We start from the raw sequence: 15,327 nt of genomic DNA, 5'->3' as shown, positions 1-15,327 counted from the left end.
ATCCACAAGTCCCGGTGCTCGAGGCCACAGCGTTTTGCCTGGTCGCAGGCGGGCACGCCAAAGCCCCGCCCAAGCCGAAGGCATTGGGCGGGGCGGGTTTCCACGGCGGTGACGACCGAGGAAGCGGGAATGGACTACTTCGCCGGAGTCGGCGCGTTGAACGGCGCGTTGACTGTCGAGAAGTACTGGATGGCCGCGCCGATGGCGACCGGCGCCGTCACGAAGATCTGGCCCGCGATGGTGCCGAGCGCGCCGACCGCGGCCGCACCGGCGAGGCAGCCGACGGCCGCCGCGGGCAAGAAGGGCCCGAACAATCCGACGATGGTGCCGCCGACGGCGGCGCCGCCGAGGATGCCGCCCACCACGCAGCCGACCGCGGCACCGCCGAGACCGCCGACCAGCGTGCCGATCGTGGCACCCATGCTGATGGTGCTGGTCAACCGGCTCCAGGCCGCGACCTCACGGTCGTACTCGGACTTCCACGGCGCCTTGTCCTCGAACGGCAGCGCGACCGGCTTGTAGGTCGCGTGGTCGAGATCGAGCTGCGGCGTCAGCGTCGCGGTGCGATCCGAGATCTGCGCCGCGATCGGGAACTCGAACTCGTCGAGCCGGAACTTCAACGGCGTGCCCGCGACCACGGTGCCGTCCGCGGCCTTGATCTTCAGCGCGCCGTCCTCGGTGACGAGCGAGCCCGCGTCGGTGCTGATGATCGCGGCGGTTTCGGTCTGGGTGGCGGTGAAGTCGATGACGTCCCCGGCGGGGGTCTCCGGACCGGCCACCGCGGTTCCCGCCGTGACGCCGGTCGCCATGGTCACGAGTGCCGCGACCACGGCGAGTTTCCTGATTCTCATGTACTGCTGTCCCTCATCCGATGGAGCGTGTTCGAGGGAACACTATCGAGCACCGGCTGGTTTCGGACGAGAAAAAAATGCAACAAGATCCGAATGGGCAATCGGCGGGCGAATGCTATTTCGCCGCGGCGGCCTTCGCCTCCGCCTTCACCCGCTTCTTGAACGCACGCACCTCCAGCAGGGACTGAGCGTCGGTGATGTCGGCGGCCGAGCGTCGCGAGTCCTTCTCCGAGTAAGCGCCCGCCGCCTTTTCCCAGCCTTTCGGGCGCACTCCGAGTTGCTTGCCGAGAAGTGCGAGAAAAATACGCGCCTTCTGGTCGCCGTAGCCCGGCAATGCCTTCAGCCTGCGCAGCACTTCCTTGCCGTCCGGATCGCCGTTCGTCCAAATCGCCGCGGTGTCGCCGTCGTAGTGTTCGACGACGAAACGCGCCAATTCCTGGGTGCGCCGCGCCATGGACCGCCCGTAGCGGTGGATGGCGGGCGGCGTCGCGGCGAGTTCCTCGAACGCCTCCGGATCGGCTTCGGCGATCTTGGTTATGTCGAACCCGTCCATCCGGTCGGCGATCTTCTTCGGACCGCGGAAGGCGTGTTCGAGTGGGAACTGCTGATCGAGGAGCATGCCCGTCAACAGAGCGAACGGGTCCTCCGACAGGAGCTTGTCGGCCTCCGGTTCCTGCGCGAGACACAGTGTGACGGTCACCGTCGTTCCTTTCGGTTTGTCGGCGCGTTCGTCCGTCGATCATCTCACCCGCGTCCAGCTGTGCGGCACGCCACAGCCGCGCGTAGGCTCTGGCCATGCCTCAGACGACGGCAGTACCTAGGGACGGACACGCGCCCATGGACACTTATTCATTGCGTCCGGATCGCTTCGACAGGGCGGGCAGGGATCAATTGGTCGACGTGCGCGACCTGCAGGCCGCCCTACCCGGCATCCGGCGCCTGCGCACCTGGGCGCACGAGGCACTCGCGCTGCAACCCGGCGAACACGCCGTCGACGTCGGCTCGGGCACCGGTTCGGAGACCTTCGTCTTCGCCGACGCGGTCGGTCCGACCGGCGAGGCGGTCGGCGTGGAACCCGACCCGAATCTGCTCGCCTCGGCGGAGCGCCGCGCGTCCCAGCTCGGCTCGCACGCGAAGTTCCACTCCGGCGACGCCTACGGCATCCCGTTCGGCGCCGACACCTTCGACGCGGTGCTCTGCGAGCGCGTCTTCCAGCACCTCACGGCGCCCGGCCGCGCGGCGAACGAGATCGCCAGGGTGCTGCGCCCCGGCGGCCGCGCCGTGGTGGTCGACGTCGACTGGGACACCGCGATCGTGCATCCCGGCGACCGGCAGGTGGTCCGCCAGGTGCTGGACACGCTGGTCTCGGCCACCACCAACCCGCTGTCCGGCCGCAGGCTACCCGGCTTGCTCACCCAGGCCGGTCTAGTGATCGACGACGTCGGCTCACACGCGCTCGTGCAGGACCGCAGCGTGGGCCCCGGCTCGCTGGTCACCCGTATCTCGGCCATGGCGGTGGCACGCGGCGCCATCACCGAGGCCCAGCGCGACCGGTTGCTCGCCGACCTCGAGCGCGGCGCCGACACCGGCGACATCCATCTGTCGGTGACGATGTTCGCGGTGCTGGCGCACAAGCCGCACTGAGCCGAGCCTCGGGCAAACGACGGCCCTCCGCACCGGTGTGCGGAGGGCCGTCGCTCGTTCTCTGTGCCGGCTACTTGCCGAGCAGCTTCTCGGTGGCCGCCAGCAGCACGCAGGTGGCCAGGCCGTCCATCGCCTTCTCCAGTTCGGGCAGCTTCGGGAAGCTGGGGGCGATGCGAATGTTCTTGTCCTCCGGATCGTTCCGGTACGGGAAGGCCGAACCCGCCGCGGTCAGCGCGATGCCCGCGTCCTTGGCCAGCGCGATCACCCGTGCCGCGGTGCCCTCGAGCACGTCCAGGCTGATGAAGTAACCGCCCTTCGGCTCGGTCCACGAGGCGACCTTGGACGCGCCGAGCCGGTCCTCCAGGATCTTCAGCACCAGGGCGAACTTCGGCTCCAGGATCTCGCGGTGCTTCTGCATGTGCGCGCGCACGCCCTCGGCGTCCTTGAAGAAACGCAGGTGGCGCAGCTGGTTGATCTTGTCGGGGCCGATGCTCTTCTTCGACGCGTGCGAGAGGTACCAGTCCAGGTTCGCGGCGGACCCGCCGAGGAAACTGACGCCCGCGCCCGCGAAGGTGATCTTCGAGGTGGAGGCGAAGACGATGGGCCGGTTCGGGTTTCCGGCGGCCGCGGCAAGGCCGAGCACATCGAACACGGGCGCCGCGGTGTCGGTCAGCGGGTGCACAGCGTAGGCGTTGTCCCAGAACAGCCGGAAGTCCGGGGCCGCGGCGGGCATCGAAACCAGTTCCCGCACAACCTCTTCGGAGAAGACCACACCGGTCGGGTTGGAGTAGTTCGGCACCGCCCACAGACCTTTGATCTGCGGGTCGGCGGCGAGCAGCTCGGCGATGCGATGCGTGTCCGGACCGTCGTGGCGCATCGGGATCGGGATCATCTCGAAGCCGAGCGCCTCGGTGATCGCGAAGTGCCGGTCGTAACCCGGTGCGGGACAGAGGAACTTCAGCGCGGGCTCGGCCGCCCAGCGACGCTCGGAATCGTTGGTGCCGTAGAGCATCGCGTAGGTGATGACGTCGTGCATCAGCTCGAGGCTCGCGTTGTTGCCCGCCAGCAGGTTCTCCACCGGGATGCCGAGCAGCTCACCGAAGATGGCGCGCAGCTCCGGGAGACCGTGCAACCCACCGTAGTTGCGGCAGTCGGTGCCGGTGGCGTCCCGGTAGTCGCCTTCGCCGGGCAGGGAGAGCAGCTCCACCGATAGGTCTAGTTGTTCCGGCGAAGGTTTCCCCCTCGTCAGGTCCAGCGTGAGCTTCTCGGTCTGGAGCGTCGCGTAGTTCGCGGTCTGGGACTCGTGTTCCGACACGAGCTCCTCGTGGCTCATCAAACCGATCTGCGTTTGCCGGGGCATCCTGAGCAGCCTTTCGAAGCAGCGAAGGGGCGTGGTTCGTCCGTGCCGACGACCGTCGGTGGACCGTTGACCACGTTACCCGTGTGTTGCTCGGAATTGGAGGCGTACCTTTGCCTACGCTGGGTCGTTTGCCTGGCTGGGGCTCCGCGCGGTCCGATGACGGACTACTGCGGCTGCGCCGTTCCCGAAATATCAGTGGACTGACGGCGAGTGCCCGAACCCGGGGCCGGAAATATAGGGGACCCCGCGCACCCGGCAGAGCCCGTTGACCCTTGCTGCCTTCCGGCCCTGGGGGAGTTCACAGGATGCGCGCCGCGCGGGATCCGTCGGCCAGTGTAGCGGGTCATCCCCGCTCCATCCGAATGGGGCCGTTCCGACCCATACGCTCCGGCCTCCACACCCGGCCCGACCAGGACAAACCATCGATTCACCGGGGCAATTTGGCGTCCGACCGGGGGCAACCGGTATGCTGCTCCACGGAGGATTCGCCTAGTGGCCTATGGCGCTCGCCTGGAACGCGGGTTGGGTTAACGCCCTCAGGGGTTCAAATCCCCTATCCTCCGCCACAACGGCAGGTCGGGACACATTTTCAGTGTCCCGACCTGCTGTTTTTTGTTGACCGACAACGCCGACCACGCACGACATGGTTGAGAGCCTGTAGGTCAGCGCGGTTGGCACATTCGCCTGGGACGACACCGGGGTGGGTCGCCGGACTCAGGGGTTCAGACCGGACATCAGGGTCCGGACCAGGGCCGTCGCGATCTGGTCGGTGGCATCCTGGTCGGCGGGCTCACCGGCGAAGCTGCTCAGAAACGCGTGCTGGAGGCAGGCTCCGATCAGGAGAGCGGCGGCCGCGTCGGGGTCGGCGTCGGAGCGGATGCGGCCGAGGTCACGTTCGGCGGTGAGGTATGCGGCCACCGCGATGCCGATGTATTGAGGGCCTGCGCCGCGGTCGCGCAGTGCGGCGCGGTGGGCTGCCAGCAGATCGGGTTCGGCGAACAGGGAGGCGGCCATCGGGAAACCGACGCGGTAGAAGGCGAGGGCCCCGCGCGCGACCTGCTCCAAGGTTTCCTGGACCGAGCCCTGTCCGGCCCGCTGAGTCAAACCGGCGACCGCGGACCCGAGGTTGGTCGGCGCGCGCTCGACGAGGACGGCGAGGAACAGGTCGGTCTTGTCGCGAAAGTGCTTGTACAGCGCCGCTTCCGAGTAACCGGCCGCCTTCGCAATCTCCTTGGTGGTCGTGCGGGCCAGGCCGCGGGTGCGCATGACATGCGCGGCCGCGTCCAGCATCCGATCACGAGTACTCACTGGCGCCTCCGTTTGACAAGTAAGTGGGTGCTCACCCACTATAGCGGTTAGTAAGTACTCACCAACCTTTGGAGCCGTCATGGACTCGACCAATCCCCGCCACGTCGTCTGCCTCGGCGACAGCATCACCCGCGGCCAGGTCAGCGCGGACTACCTCGGTATCCTCGAAAATCGAATGCCCGCAACCCGTTTCAGGTTCACCAACATGGGCGTCAATGGCGATCTCGCGTACAACGCGCTACAACGCCTCGATTCGGTGATCGCACTGCGGCCCGACGTGGTGACCGTGCTCATCGGCACCAACGACGCCAATGCGAGCCTCAGCGAGAAGAACATTCGCATGATGACCCGGATGAAGAAGCTGCCGACGCGGCCGACCATCGACTGGTTCCGGGAGAACCTCACCGCTGTTGTGCACCGGCTCACCGTCGAAACCGACGCGCGGATCGCGCTGCTTTCACTGCCCGTACTCGGCGAGGAAATCGGCTCGGAGGCCGTTCAGCGTTCCGCGCAATACAGCGCGGCGATCCAGGAGATCTCGGAGGCCAACGGGGTCACCTATCTCCCGCTCAACGAACGGCAACTCGCTCACCTGCGTGCCGCGAAACACGTGCCGGGTATTCGATTCCGGGACGGCCGGATGCTGTCGGCCCTCGCCGCGACACAGCATTTCGTGCTGCGCCGCTCGTTCGACACCATCGCCCGCCGCCGCGGCCTCGCGCTGACCACCGATATGATTCATCAGAACACCTGCGGCGCAACGATAATCGCCGATCTCGTTGCCGAGTTCTGCGCGAGCGTCGACGGCATTCCGGTGCGGCAGTCAGCGATTGCCCGATGACAACGATCGATACCACCCGGCGTTGGCCGGTGATCTCGTTCCGGATCGTCGCTACCGGAGTCGCCACGCTCGTGCTGCTACAGGCCGCGCTGGCAGGCAGTTTCCTGTCGGGTAACTTTGAATCGCTCGCCGCCCACGCCCGCAACGGCGGGATGACGACCGCCGCGCTATTGCTGCAGACCGCCGTCGCCGCGCTGGCCTGGCGGATGGGTTCCGGTGCGGTTCAGTTGATGGTCGCGAGTCTGGCGCAGACTCTTGTTGCCGCAGTATTGATTCCGCTCGGCCATCATCGAATCCTGACCGTGCATGTTCCGCTCGCGGTGTTGCTGGCGATCGGTGTCCTGATCGTCGCGGCCCGCAGTTGGCGATCCGAATCGAGCGAAATCCGGTGAGCTCCCGCATGACTCGCCGCGGATTTCTCGGTTCGGCGATCGCGGCCACCGGAGTCGCGGCCACCGGATGGTTCGCAGGCGGTCGACTGCTCGGTCCCGGTGAACCCGGACGCCTGCTCACCAGCCGAGTGCCACTGCCGCGACCGTATCAGGTGCCGCTGCCGAAACCGCCGGTGCTCGAGCCGGTACGCAGTGACGCGACCACCGACTACTTCGAAATCATTCAGCAGCAGGCCGATCTCGACATCGTTCCCGGCTTGCGGACTCGGGCTTGGACCTATCACGGCACCTTTCCCGGACCGAGCATCGTGACCCGGTCGGGTCGACGCACCGTGGTCCGGCACCGCAACGAATTGCCGCAACCGACGGTGGTCCATCTGCACGGCGGTCACACCCCGGCCGACAGCGACGGCTACCCCATGGACCTGATCCTGCCCGCGGGTCGACACTCCGATCCCATGACCAGCGGGCATACCGATCATCATCCGGGCGCGGTGCGCCATGGCGAACGCGACTACACGTATCCGAATCAGCAACGCGCGGCCACCCTTTGGTACCACGATCACCGGCATGGCTTCACCGGCCATGCGGTGTGGCAGGGGCTGGCCGGTTTCCATCTCATACACGACGACGAAGAAGATGCTCTCCCGTTGCCCACCGGACCACGCGACATTCCCCTGATGATCGCGGACCGATCCTTCGCCGAAGACGGTTCGTTCCTGTACCCGCTGCTCGACCCGACGCTGCGCACCCACGGCGTACAGGACGAATACATGAACGGCGTGCTCGGCGACGTCATCCTGGTCAACGGAGCGCCATGGCCGGTCGCGCCGGTCAGTCCCGCGCGGTACCGACTCCGGTTGCTCAACGCCTCCAACGCGCGTCGATACCGGCTCGAACTGGATCCGCAGCCACCGGGCGGCGGAGGGCTCGTGCAAATCGGCAGCGACGGCGGCCTGCTCGCGAGGCCGATCCGCCACGACGCCCTGGAGATCGCGCCCGCCGAACGATTCGACATCATCGTCGATTTCGCCCGCTACCGGCCTGGCACGCGAGTTCGGCTGGTGAACCGCCTCGGCGCGGGCACAACGGCCGAGGTGATGTGCTTCGACATCACGGAAACCGCCGTTCGCGACGACACCTACCTCCCTGAACGACTGAGCAGCAGTGCACCCAACCGTGACCCGAATCGCGCTACGACGACCCGATCTTTCCATTTCCAACTGCGGCCCGACCACGGCTGGACCATCAACGGTCTGGCGTACCAACCAGGCCGGGCGCTGGCCCGCCCCCGGCTCGGGGATACCGAAATCTGGCGTTTCGTCAGCGATTTCCACCATCCGGTGCACGTCCACCTCGACCCGTTCCAGGTGTTGTCGCGAAACAACCGGTCACCGGGCCCGTTCGACGCAGGCTGGAAGGACACAGTGGACGTGCGCCCGTCCGAAGCGGTCGAGATCCTCGTCCGATTTACCGATCACCCGGGCAATTTCATGCTGCACTGCCACAACCTCGAACACGAGGACATGGCGATGATGGCCGATTTCGTCACCGAATGAGCTCGGCGCCTCCACCGCATGAGGAGGCACTAGCTGGCCGGATAGCTCACCGAGGTCCTGACCGCCGCAGCGGACCTGCTGGCCGACAAGCGGTCGACGGACCGCTTGTTCCGAGGGCTCAGTCAGCGCGCCACATGAGCGCGACACCGAGGGGTGACCGTGTCGAGCATCCGCACCTTGTTCATGCGCGGATCGCGGCGCGGGCCTTGTCCAGGGCGGCGACCACTCGGTCGATGTCGTGTGGCTGGGTGCGGTAGCTCGTGATGCACAGCCGGAGGGCAGGGCGTCCGGCGAGGCCGATCGGGGCGATCCACGCCTGCCCGCTGCGCACCACGTGTTCGGCAACAGCGGTATGCCAGCGCATACTGCGCTCGGATCCCGTCGCGTCTATGTCGGAGTCGACGACGCAGACGACCGGAAGTGGGGTCTCGTTGATCTGCCGCCACCCGGTCTCGGCCAACCGACTGGCAAGCAGCTCGCCCAGTGCGACGTCGCGTTCCACCTGGGCCGCGAACCCACGCTCGCCCACCGCGGCCATGGCCAGGAAGACCTTCAGTCCAGCGAAGCGGCGTGACCACTGCACGCTGGTGGTGTACGGGTCCCCACCCCCGTCCGCGTCGGGCATGAACGCGGTGCTCACACGGAAGGTCTCCGCCAACGCGCCGTGGTGCCGAGTGAAGAACATTCCCGCACCCATGGGTGCGGACAACCATTTGTGCGCGTCCACCGTGACACTGTCCGACGCCGCCACGCCCGCCAGCAGCGGCCGCAGCCGATCGGAAAGAGCCACCGCACCCGCCCATGCCGCATCGACGTGGAAGTGCATGCCCCATGCACGAGCCAGCCCGGCCAATTCGCCGAGCGGATCGATGATTCCACCGCCGGTCGTTCCAGCGGTGCCGACCAGTAGAAAGGGCAGGTGCCCGGCGACGATGTCCGCCTCGTACAGCTCGCGCAACCGCACCGGATCGAGCTGGTGCCGGATATCGACCGGCACCAGCCGCACAGCCTCGCGACCGAGCCCGGTGAGGTGGGCGATCTTCAACCACGCCAGATGGCTCTCGGCAGAGGCGTAGAACACCGGCCGTCCGGGCACCCCGGCCAGACCACGCTCGGCGAAGCCGGGGAAACGGCGGGTCAGCGCGACAAGTACCGCGGTCAAGTTCGCCTCCGCGCCCCCAACCGTGAAACTGGCTTCCGACGTTTCCGGCAACCCGAGCCGGTCGGCGAGGAAACGCAGCACATGCCGCTCGATCTCGACCGCCGCAGGAGCATGGCTGTACGCCGCCAGTTGTGGGTTGACACCCGCGGCGAGCAGTTCGCCTGCCACACCCCACCAGGTGGGAGTCGGGTTGAACAAGCCGAAATACCGCGGATGAGCGGTCTGCACACCCCACCGCCGCAACGCGCCCATTACCTCGGGCAGCACTTCCTCGGCCGGGCGAGGTGTACGGAAGTCGTAATCCGCCAACCACTCCCGAATACGGTCGCTACCCGCCTCGCCGGGCGCCACCGGACCGTCCGGCACCTCCTCGGCATACCGGAGCACGAGATCGGCGGCCGACGCGAGCAGCCGACCGGCCTCGTCGGCGGCCAATTCCAGCGGTCCGGGGTTCATGATCTTCGCCATGACTCCAGCATCTCCGGGTAGCGCGGTGGCAGGAAGCGGCGGAAAAGCCATGATTCACCCAATTCGAGCCAAGCCGAAACACGCTACCGCACAAGCGACTTCACACCAGAGGCGTCACTCGCCCGGCTACGCGTTCGGTCCGGGGTGCACGGGTCGCGGTCAGGCTGCGAAGAACGGATCGTCGACCACGTACAGCCAGCGGCCGTCCGGCTGCCGCCGCGCCACCTCGGTCGTCGTTGTGGTGAGTTCCTCCCCGCCCGGACCCACACCGGTAGCCGTGGCGAGGCTGGACAGCACCGCCACATCCCCGACAGTGTGAATCTTTCGCAATTCCAGGGAGATACGCGCACCGCGCTCGATGTAGCCCCGGAGGCTGTCTCGGATTGTCTCGGCACCGGAGACGACAACACCCGGAGCCGGCACGAACGTCGCTTCCGGTTCGTACAACGACACCAAGCCCTCCAGGTCACCTGCGGCCAGGTTCTTCATGAACAACAGGCCCAGCTCTTCCGGAGTACCGGCCGAGCCCTCGGTGCGGGCGCCAACGGGCCGATCCCCCCACCCGTTCTGTGCCATCAGATCATGCCAGTTCGGCATAGTCCCGATCGGCAAGTGCCTGCGCACCAACTCGCCCGGGAAGGTCATGGGGCGGGCCTTGCTCGGTTTCCCGATAGCTTGCGCCACAATCGCATCGGTCAAGGCGTAGCCGATATCGGCCCGCGGTAATACGGCGTGCACTCGCTCCACCAAATCGGCGGGCAGGCTTTCGCGGTCGAGTCCGAGCACATCGGCGCCGGTGCCGGCCTGGGTCAGCGCGACTTCGAGGCATTTGCGGCTTGCGATCCCCTCACTGCTGTGCAAGGCGATCGCGTCCCATACCGTGTCGATCCGGCGTTGATCGACCCCGTGCTCACGCAGGAACGCAGCGGCCACGTCCGCTCCGTCGACTTCGAATCGCTGATCGCAGTTGCCGTTTTCGGTCAAACCGAGGTCGTGCAGGACGCAGCCGAGGAACAGCAACTCCTCGTCGTAGTCGACAGCTGGCACGTGCCCGCGCCGCTCGGCCAGCGCCTGGGCGTATATGAAGCTGCGCACGCTGTGGTGAAACACGAATGCAGGTTCGGTCTGTTCGGCGAACCGATACGCCGCTGTCGCCAGCGCGGTCTCGGGAAGCCGGAACTCGGTGTAGAAGTCAGGCAAATCATCAGCCACAGTGGGCACTCCTAGCTCGTTGGGTTGCTCCGGCTCAAATCCTGCTGCCCGCAGCACAACCCAACCAGTGGCCAGAATGCCGATATGCGCTAAATTCTGGCCGTGCATATCGTCGCGGTTCTCGCACTCGATGGCGTCGTCGGTTTCGAGCTCGCCATCCCAGGTCAGGTCTTCGGGACTGCCAACAGAGCCATCGGCAGCGACCATTACGACATTCGGATCGCCGCGCCTGGCCGCAGCGCGTCCACCGATGCCGGTCTCGGCGCTGTCCGATTGCACACCGAGTGGGACCTGGACACCCTGATCGACGCGGACACGATCGTCATTCCCAGCCGCGTCGACTACCTCGCCCAGCCGCCAGAGCCCGCGCTCGACGCACTCCGCGCTGCCGCCGCGCGGGGAACCCGGCTGGCGTCGGTCTGTATCGGCGCGTTCACCCTGGCGGCGACCGGCCTGCTCGACGGGAAGCGGGCGACGACCCATTGGCAGCACGCCGCCGAACTGGCCCAACGCTATCCGCGGATCGATGTCGACCCCGACGTGCTGTTCATCGATAACGGCCTAGTGCTCACTTCCGCCGGTGTCGCTGCAGGACTCGACCTCTGCCTGCATATGCTCCGGCACGACCTGGGCGCCGCCCGGGCCGCCGCCACGGCGCGGCGCATCGTCATGCCCCCGCAACGCGACGGCGGTCAGGCACAGTTCATCGAGTACCCCGACCCCCGCGGCCATGACGCATTCCTGCAGGACACGCTGGACTGGATGGAAGCCAACCTCCATCACCCGTTGACCCTGCACGACATTGCCCGCCACGCCCGAACCAGTATCCGAAGCCTCAACCGGCACTTCCGCGCCCAGATCGGCACGACACCGCTACAGTGGCTGCTCCGCGCACGCGCCAACCGTGCCCAACAGCTGCTCGAAACCACCGCCATGCCCATAGACCGAATCGCCGAAGAAACCGGGTTCGGGGCCTCGAACACACTGCGCTACCACTTCACCCGCCTCGTCGGGATCTCACCGCAGGCCTACCGCACCACATTTCAGACCGCCAACCCCGCGTAGTGTCGGGTGGTGGCCATGCGGAAAGGAGAGAAGCTTCTCACCCGTGCCGATTGGGCGCGCGCTGCCCTCGATGCGATCGGCAAGGGCGGAATCGCCGCGGTCCGAGTCGACCGGCTGGCACCCGAATTGGGCGCCACCCGCGGCAGCTTCTATTGGCATTTCGAGGATCGCCGAGATCTGCTGACAGCAGCGCTGGACATGTGGGAAAGAGACGGCATCACCGATGTCGAGACCGCACTGGCAGCACTGGACGACCCGACCGCGCGACTCCGAGCGATCTTTGCCACCGCTTTCAGCCATCCCGAGACCGCCAACATCGAAGCCGCGCTGACCACTCATGCGGACGACGCGCTCGTCGCGCCCGTACTGAAGCGAATCACCGCAGCCCGACTGACGTTGCTACGCAAGATCTTCGGCGAACTGGGGTTCGACCCGAGCGAGAGCGAGCAGCGCGCCCGCATCTTCCACGTGTCCTACCTCGGCCATTTTCAGGCCCGCCGCGCCACCCCAACTGCCTACCGCGACACCGACTATCTCGACACGTTGCTTCATCTGCTCACCCGCTCGGCCTGACTCGCCGGCATTCCGCGCAGAGCCAGGTGGACCAGGAGCAGCGACGGCACAAAGAAGGTCCATTGCGCCAGGATCAGAATGTCATCGAGCCCGCGGAACGCTACGTTGACCACGACGAACGTGGCGACCATCGCCCACAACAAGCCCAGAGTGACCACAAGTAGCGCCCGCGCCGTCCGGTACTCGCCGCCACGCATCAATCGGGCGGCCCAGCCGGGGGCCAATCCCATCACCAGGAACACCCATCCGACAAAGTGATACATGGCCACCGCCATCATGACCGGCTGACCCTCAGAACCGGACTCCACGCTGTTCGGTATTCCCGACGCGTCCTCGACCAGCGGATCGACGTACCAGAAATACCCCACAGCCTCGTGCACGACCGCGACAATCACCATCAGTATCGCGGCGGCGAACAGCAACCGGACCCTCGTCTTCTCCGAAGACACCGAACCCACGATCTTCACGACGCATCGCCACCTCTCGCCCCTTCCATACAGGACTGTACGGAGGCTGGCGGCGCCGCGCGCTCATGAACCGGCAACCTGGCCCGAATTTGGCGAAAGGTGGCCAAGCAGGGCGTGTTTGCGGCGACTGGACTGTCAGCGGAGGGACGGTGCGGTCGGGTACCCATTGCCCGTCCCGGTTGGGAGGGCCGCGACTTCGCAGGTTCGCAGCCCCGCGCCGACGTGCGCGGCACGGCAGGCGGATCGTGAACGCCGCCCCGATCGTCGGTGCGTGCCCGGCTGCACCTGCCTTCGCCTACCTGCGGTTTCGCACCCCACGCCGACCCGAGAAATACGGGCATGCAGCGGTTTCGACTGGAGGAGCGCTGGTGCGGCCGGTAGCGTGCCCGGCGTTATGTCGATATTTTCCAAGCTCACCGCGGCCATCGCAGCGAGCGTGGTCGTCGGCGCGCCTCTCGCGCTGCCAGCGGCGGCGCAGGCCGATGACGCCGCGCAGTACGCGCCCACCATGCTGATCCTCGACGCCTCCGGTTCGATGCAACGTCCCGACCCGGCGGGCACCATGATGGGCGCGGCCAAGAACGCCGTCCGCACGTTCGTGGAGTCCGCGCCCGCTGCCGCGAAGGTGGGGCTGACCACCTATGGCACCGGCACCGGGAACACCGAAGCGGAGAAGACGGCAGGCTGCCGCGATGTCCAATTGCTTCGGCAGCCCGACACCATCGATAGATCGGCGCTGATCAGCGCGGTGGACGGCATCGAGCCGCGCGGGTGGACCCCGATGGGCGCCGCGCTGCGCGAGGCCGCGCAGGCACTGCCGAAGTCCGGACCGCGTTCGATCGTGCTGGTCTCCGATGGCGACGACACCTGTTCGCCGCCCGATCCGTGCGATGTGGCGCGAGAACTGAAGCAGCAGGGCCTCGATCTCGTCGTGCACACCATCGGATTCGCGGTGGACGGCAACGCCCGCGCGCAGCTGCGCTGCATGGCCGAAGCCACCGGCGGCACGTACAACGACGCCGTCGACGGGCCCGCTTTGAAGGAGATCCTGCCGCGCGTGAGCACCGCGGCGCTGCGCGACTACCGCGCGAGCGGAACACCGATCACCGGCGCTGGGAACTACGCCGACGCGCCGGTCGCCGGAGCGGGCCACTACCTGGACACCATCGGGCACGGCGAGACGCGCTACTACGCCATCGATGTCCCCGCGGGGGCCACCGCGTACTTCACCGGCATCGTCTCCTTCCCACGGGTGTCCGGCGTATCGGTGACCGACGACTTCAACACCGTCCAGTCGCGGGTCTACGGCCGCGACGGCGAGGACTGCCTGTCCTTCGAGACCGAACAGGCGACGAAGTCCAGCGACGGCGTCGCCCTCACCGTCACCCAGACCTGGGACGGCGCGACCAAGCAAGGCACCGGCAAATGCAAGGGCGGCGGCAGGTACTACTTCACGCTGACCTGGGACCGGGTCTCCGACGGTGTGCCGCCCCGGCTGCCGCTCGAGCTGATCGTCGGCGTCGAACCGGGTGTCACCGATCGCGGCCCAGCGGGCGTCTCGACCGAGACGACGTTCGTCGAACCGTCAGGTCCGGGCACCCCCGTGACAGGCGCCGGATCGTTCACCGAAGCGGTGACACTCGAAGGCAGCGGCCGCTACACCGATACGCTGCGGCCCGGCGAGTACGTCTTCTACCGGGTTCGGCTGAACTGGGGTCAGGGCCTGGCCTACCGGGTGCACTTCGAGGCGAACGGGAAGCGGGGCCTCGACGTCATCTCGAACATCGCCACCACTCTGTATTCGCCGCTCGGCGAGGAAATCGACTTCGACACAGCGGCTTACACCGGAAGCGCAGGCGTACTGCCGACCAACGACCCGGCGATGGCCACGGCGCCGATCCGCTATGCCAACCGCGACGCAAACGATTCCGTGGTCCGGAAGCAATCGGTCGCGGGTTGGTACTACATCGCGGTCAAACTGGGCTCGACCTTCACCGAAGGCGCCGGCACCCCGGTCCCCATGCGACTCGACCTGACCGTCGCCGGGAACCCGGAACCGGGCCCCGCCTACACGACGGGGAAGACCGGCGGCATCTTCGGCGAGGACGCGGGCTCGAGCGGTAAACCGATCGTGCACTCCGCCGACAGCGCGCGCGAAGATTCGTCACCGGCGAAGTGGGTCGTGATCGCCGCGGTGGCCGTCGTCGGCGTCGCGGTCGGCGCCGCGGTCATCGGCCTCGCCCTCGCACGCCGCCGGAGCCGGACCCTGCGCTGACACCGGGGCCCATACACAAACCGCGCGGGCGGATCGGTACCTCATGCCGACCCGCCCGCGCGGAGCTTCTGAGCGGTCCGCTTCATCCACAGGAATCACTCTGCGTCGCCGACGATCTCGGCTGTCCGTCGCCCATCTGAGCTCGCGTCG

General features: G+C 67.1%; 14 protein-coding genes, 1 tRNA gene and 1 other RNA gene. 8 read left to right on the top strand and 8 right to left on the bottom strand.

Annotated features, from left to right (window positions below):
- Positions 1-134: 134 nt before the first annotated feature.
- Both AB0H50_RS10100 and AB0H50_RS10095 read right to left on the bottom strand, forming a co-directional pair.
- Positions 135-851, bottom strand: a complete 717-nt coding sequence (locus AB0H50_RS10100; RefSeq protein ID WP_357449138.1) for a hypothetical protein — start codon at positions 849-851, stop codon at positions 135-137.
- A gap of 115 nt (positions 852-966) precedes the next feature.
- On the bottom strand, positions 967-1,551 hold the full coding sequence (locus tag AB0H50_RS10095) for an HhH-GPD-type base excision DNA repair protein (RefSeq protein ID WP_357449136.1): 585 nt from the start codon (positions 1,549-1,551) through the stop codon (positions 967-969).
- Between the two features lie 137 nt (positions 1,552-1,688).
- On the opposite strand from AB0H50_RS10095, the gene AB0H50_RS10090 reads away from it, so the two are divergent.
- Positions 1,689-2,495: a methyltransferase domain-containing protein gene (locus AB0H50_RS10090; protein WP_357449134.1), complete on the top strand. Its 807-nt coding sequence runs from the start codon at positions 1,689-1,691 to the stop codon at positions 2,493-2,495.
- A gap of 70 nt (positions 2,496-2,565) precedes the next feature.
- On the opposite strand, the gene AB0H50_RS10085 is transcribed toward AB0H50_RS10090, so the two are convergent.
- Together AB0H50_RS10085 and ffs are read right to left on the bottom strand one after the other, a co-directional pair.
- The gene (locus AB0H50_RS10085) at positions 2,566-3,855 is read right to left on the bottom strand and encodes an aminotransferase class I/II-fold pyridoxal phosphate-dependent enzyme (RefSeq protein WP_357449132.1); all 1,290 of its coding nucleotides are present in this window, start codon (positions 3,853-3,855) and stop codon (positions 2,566-2,568) included.
- Positions 3,856-4,088: 233 nt separating this feature from the next.
- Positions 4,089-4,183: signal recognition particle sRNA small type (ffs, locus tag AB0H50_RS10080), an RNA gene on the bottom strand.
- A 150-nt stretch (positions 4,184-4,333) separates the two neighbouring features.
- On the opposite strand from ffs, the gene AB0H50_RS10075 reads away from it, so the two are divergent.
- Positions 4,334-4,421: transfer RNA gene (locus AB0H50_RS10075), tRNA-Ser, on the top strand.
- 148 nt (positions 4,422-4,569) lie between these two features.
- On the opposite strand, the gene AB0H50_RS10070 is transcribed toward AB0H50_RS10075, so the two are convergent.
- A complete protein-coding gene (locus AB0H50_RS10070) occupies positions 4,570-5,163 on the bottom strand; it encodes a helix-turn-helix domain-containing protein (RefSeq protein WP_357449130.1) in 594 nt (197 codons plus the stop codon).
- A 79-nt stretch (positions 5,164-5,242) separates the two neighbouring features.
- On the opposite strand from AB0H50_RS10070, the gene AB0H50_RS10065 reads away from it, so the two are divergent.
- From AB0H50_RS10065 to AB0H50_RS10055, 3 genes are read left to right on the top strand one after another with little or no spacing between them, the layout of a single operon-like run.
- Positions 5,243-6,004 (top strand): GDSL-type esterase/lipase family protein, encoded by a 762-nt coding sequence (locus AB0H50_RS10065; protein WP_357449128.1) that lies wholly within the window; start codon positions 5,243-5,245, stop codon positions 6,002-6,004.
- A complete protein-coding gene (locus AB0H50_RS10060) occupies positions 6,001-6,396 on the top strand; it encodes a hypothetical protein (protein ID WP_357449126.1) in 396 nt (131 codons plus the stop codon). Before AB0H50_RS10065 ends, AB0H50_RS10060 begins: the two co-directional genes overlap by 4 nt.
- Before the next feature lie 8 nt (positions 6,397-6,404).
- Positions 6,405-7,955, top strand: coding sequence for a multicopper oxidase domain-containing protein (locus AB0H50_RS10055; protein ID WP_357449124.1), 1,551 nt, complete (start codon positions 6,405-6,407; stop codon positions 7,953-7,955).
- A gap of 181 nt (positions 7,956-8,136) precedes the next feature.
- Here AB0H50_RS10055 and AB0H50_RS10050 read toward each other — a convergent pair whose 3' ends face one another.
- Positions 8,137-9,585 (bottom strand): pyridoxal-dependent decarboxylase, encoded by a 1,449-nt coding sequence (locus AB0H50_RS10050; RefSeq protein ID WP_357449122.1) that lies wholly within the window; start codon positions 9,583-9,585, stop codon positions 8,137-8,139.
- Between the two features lie 159 nt (positions 9,586-9,744).
- Positions 9,745-10,905: a nuclear transport factor 2 family protein gene (locus tag AB0H50_RS10045; protein WP_357449120.1), complete on the bottom strand. Its 1,161-nt coding sequence runs from the start codon at positions 10,903-10,905 to the stop codon at positions 9,745-9,747.
- Here AB0H50_RS10045 and AB0H50_RS10040 point away from each other — a divergent pair.
- Positions 10,900-11,862 carry a helix-turn-helix domain-containing protein gene (locus AB0H50_RS10040; RefSeq protein WP_357449118.1) on the top strand — a complete coding sequence of 321 codons (963 nt, stop codon included), beginning with the start codon at positions 10,900-10,902 and terminating at the stop codon, positions 11,860-11,862. The genes AB0H50_RS10045 and AB0H50_RS10040 overlap by 6 nt on opposite strands.
- Before the next feature lie 15 nt (positions 11,863-11,877).
- Entirely contained in the window at positions 11,878-12,435 is a 558-nt protein-coding gene (locus tag AB0H50_RS10035; protein ID WP_357449116.1) for a TetR family transcriptional regulator, read from the top strand.
- Here the strand turns inward: AB0H50_RS10035 and AB0H50_RS10030 are convergent.
- Positions 12,411-12,902, bottom strand: a complete 492-nt coding sequence (locus tag AB0H50_RS10030) for a hypothetical protein (RefSeq protein WP_357449114.1) — start codon at positions 12,900-12,902, stop codon at positions 12,411-12,413. The genes AB0H50_RS10035 and AB0H50_RS10030 overlap by 25 nt on opposite strands.
- A 382-nt stretch (positions 12,903-13,284) precedes the next feature.
- Between AB0H50_RS10030 and AB0H50_RS10025 the strand changes: the two genes are divergently transcribed.
- Positions 13,285-15,177: a VWA domain-containing protein gene (locus AB0H50_RS10025; RefSeq protein ID WP_357449113.1), complete on the top strand. Its 1,893-nt coding sequence runs from the start codon at positions 13,285-13,287 to the stop codon at positions 15,175-15,177.
- Positions 15,178-15,327: the final 150 nt, after the last annotated feature.

Source organism: Nocardia sp. NPDC050793 (genome assembly GCF_040654065.1).
Taxonomy (GTDB): domain Bacteria; phylum Actinomycetota; class Actinomycetes; order Mycobacteriales; family Mycobacteriaceae; genus Nocardia.
This window is presented reverse-complemented; position numbering and strand designations above follow the sequence as displayed.

Bases quoted from the DNA above. Each gene is read 5' to 3' on its own strand.
- AB0H50_RS10100 (WP_357449138.1), bottom strand. From the start codon at position 851: ATGAGAATCAGGAAACTCGCCGTGGTCGCGGCACTCGTGACCATGGCG.
- AB0H50_RS10090 (WP_357449134.1), top strand. From the start codon at position 1,689: ATGGACACTTATTCATTGCGTCCGGATCGCTTCGACAGGGCGGGCAGG.
- AB0H50_RS10085 (WP_357449132.1), bottom strand. From the start codon at position 3,855: ATGCCCCGGCAAACGCAGATCGGTTTGATGAGCCACGAGGAGCTCGTG.
- AB0H50_RS10065 (WP_357449128.1), top strand. From the start codon at position 5,243: ATGGACTCGACCAATCCCCGCCACGTCGTCTGCCTCGGCGACAGCATC.
- AB0H50_RS10060 (WP_357449126.1), top strand. From the start codon at position 6,001: ATGACAACGATCGATACCACCCGGCGTTGGCCGGTGATCTCGTTCCGG.
- AB0H50_RS10055 (WP_357449124.1), top strand. From the start codon at position 6,405: ATGACTCGCCGCGGATTTCTCGGTTCGGCGATCGCGGCCACCGGAGTC.
- AB0H50_RS10050 (WP_357449122.1), bottom strand. From the start codon at position 9,585: ATGGCGAAGATCATGAACCCCGGACCGCTGGAATTGGCCGCCGACGAG.
- AB0H50_RS10045 (WP_357449120.1), bottom strand. From the start codon at position 10,905: ATGCACGGCCAGAATTTAGCGCATATCGGCATTCTGGCCACTGGTTGG.
- AB0H50_RS10035 (WP_357449116.1), top strand. From the start codon at position 11,878: ATGCGGAAAGGAGAGAAGCTTCTCACCCGTGCCGATTGGGCGCGCGCT.